This is a genomic window from Mesorhizobium sp. P5_C1, from assembly GCF_054049815.1.
Window position 1 is genome coordinate 1 of record NZ_JBFULQ010000708.1, and the last position, 2383, is coordinate 2383.

Genomic DNA, 2383 nt, shown 5'->3' on the forward strand with positions numbered 1-2383 from the left:
GCATCGAGGTCGGCAGGCACCTTGAACTTCTGTTCGCCCGCGATGCTCTCAAGCTTCGCATTGGCTGCACCATGATCGGAGATCATCTTCTGGGCGAAGTCCTTGAGGCCCTGGTCCTGCAGCTTGTCTTGAGCAACCTTGCTCGATTGGACTTCGAACATCCCACCCATCGCGGCTTTCGTGACGAAGTTCTGGGCGGTCTCGGCAGCGAGGGCTGGCACGGCAAATACCATCGACGCTGCTAACGATAGCGACGCGAGGCGGAGACTGTTTCTCATGAATGATATTCCTCAGTTGAGATTGATGAATCCAAACCTGCTCGCGGCGGGTTTGTTCCAGGCGATACGAACGCGCTGCGAAATTAACCAAGCCGCTGTTGGCGTTCACATGCATTGGCGCAGGCGACATGTACTCAGCGAATGAGGGGCCTGAGCAGTCCTCTCACTAGCTGACTTGTGCCCGGGCCGAATCCGTAAGGGGGCTCTCACGGGTTTCGCGGTGTGGATGTTCAAACCGAGCAAGGGTCGCGCCGGATCAGAAGGCGCTGACCTGGCACGGCAAGAGTGACATACGCTGCGAGCAGGTGGATGACCCGATCATTGAGGACGACCGCGATGTCATCATCAAGGTTACGGCCTGCGCGATCTGCGGGTAGACCTTCATCTGATGGGTGGATTTATCCCAGAAATGCACGCCCATGACGTGCTTGGGCACGAGACCATGGGCGAGGTCGACGAGGTCGGCAAGGGTCACTCCAGGTTCAAGATCGGTGAGCGTGTGGTAGTCCCGTTCACCATCTCCTGCGGCGAGTGCGGATGTGCAAGTGGCAGCTGTTTTCGCTCTGCGAGAGGTCGAATCCAGCCGGACGCCAAGCAAGCAGAGCAGATGGGTATCCAACTGCTGGGCTATTCGGCTATTCGCACATGTATGGCGGCTTCGCGGGCGGCCAGGCACGCCACCAAGCGCCGGCATCACAGCAAGCCCGATTGCGATGCACAGGGCCTGCGCGGCCGTGCTCGCCTTGTCGATCGCTGCGTTCGCGTCCGGCTGCAGCGGAAACCAGTCCGCGCTCACCCCCTATGGGGCTCCCGCCGCCCATTCCCTGTCGAACACCTTATCGCTAGGCATCGTCGTGCGCGGCTCTCAAGGCGACAGCCCCTGGTCAGGATGGACCCCCGCCGGCCCCTGGTCGAAGAGGATTTTTGCGGGTCCGCGATTTTGTCATCGTTGCAACTGGGCGCCGCAACTTTGGGCTTGTAGGCGCCGATCGTCTGAACATAGCCCGCGAGCTGCCATATCTGCTCGGTCGCCATCCGGTCGCGAAACGCGGGCATGCCATGCGGCCGGCCGTCGCGGACGGGCGCAACGATGGAAGCGATCTCGGGTGCGTAGAGCCACCAGCCGTCCAGGAAGGACGGGCCCGCGCCGCCGCGACCATCACCATGGCAAGTTGGGCAGCCGGACCAGGCATAAAGACCTTGCCCTGACCCAGATTGTAGGCGTCCGTTTCATATGCCTTGCCCAACGCAAAATAACTCTCGGGCGGCGTTCCGCTGATGCCGTTTGGCATCAGCCGAAATCCATCAAGATCAGACGCGACAGGCGGATCCAGCCGAAGCTCTCGAGGCTCGCGAAGCCATCCCAAGGCGGCGCTGGCAATGCCGAGCGCTATCGCCGCAGCCGCAAAGGCGCCATTCGAGTAGCTCCTCTCCCTCTTCATCATTCGCCTACAAGGGATTCAACCATCCTGGGACAGGGTTGATCGGCTCAAACGCACAGGCAAAAGTTTGTACGAAGGGGTCTTGGACTTTGGATCGTGATGCGCCAAGGGAAACAGCGGATTTGTCTCAGGATAGTAAGCCGCACAACAGCCCTTGGGAATGTTGTACCGGACGATCCTGAGGCCACCGACGCTGCGAACGCTGTTGTCATCGATTGCTGTCGTCATGTCGACGATGTCACCATCGACGAAGCCCAGGCGAGCGATGTCTTGTGCATTCATGAATACAATCCGGCGCGTGCCCTCAACGCCACGGAAGCGGTCGCTGTAGCCGTAGATGGTGGTGTTGAACTGGTCGTTGGAGCGCAGCGTGGCGAGATGCAAAACATCTGTCCTGTCGGCGGTTGAAAAGTCGGGGAAGAGCTTGTCCGGCGTGATAAAGTTCGCCTTCCCCGTTTTCGTCACCCATTTGCGCTCGCGCGCCGGCAGCGGTCTTGCGAATCCACCGGGCTTGAAAAGCCGCTCGTTGAAATCCTTGAAAGTTTCGGGGTAAGTCCGTTCAATGGCATTGCGGATCTCAGCGTAGTCGCCAACCCATGCGTCCCATGGAACCTTGGTTTGCCCCAGCGTAGCCTTGGCAATGCCGGCAATAATACTCGGTTC

2 protein-coding genes and 2 pseudogenes are annotated in these 2383 nt (G+C 59.8%); 1 reads left to right on the plus strand and 3 read right to left on the minus strand.

Going from position 1 to position 2383, the window contains the following annotated elements; all coding sequences use genetic code 11:
- A partial coding sequence (locus ACXJ7R_RS30180; protein WP_457155014.1) for a DUF4142 domain-containing protein occupies positions 1-278 on the minus strand: 278 nt, incomplete at its 3' end.
- Positions 279-544: 266 nt separating this feature from the next.
- On the opposite strand from ACXJ7R_RS30180, the pseudogene ACXJ7R_RS30185 reads away from it, so the two are divergent.
- Positions 545-959 (plus strand): annotated as a pseudogene (locus tag ACXJ7R_RS30185) (alcohol dehydrogenase catalytic domain-containing protein); the annotation flags it as partial.
- A 184-nt stretch (positions 960-1143) separates the two neighbouring features.
- On the opposite strand, the pseudogene ACXJ7R_RS30190 reads toward ACXJ7R_RS30185, so the two are convergent.
- Together ACXJ7R_RS30190 and ACXJ7R_RS30195 are read right to left on the minus strand one after the other, a co-directional pair.
- A pseudogene (locus tag ACXJ7R_RS30190) lies at positions 1144-1720 on the minus strand (c-type cytochrome).
- Between the two features lie 18 nt (positions 1721-1738).
- Positions 1739-2383: molybdopterin dinucleotide binding domain-containing protein (locus ACXJ7R_RS30195; RefSeq protein ID WP_457155015.1), on the minus strand; the 645-nt coding region annotated here is incomplete at its 5' end.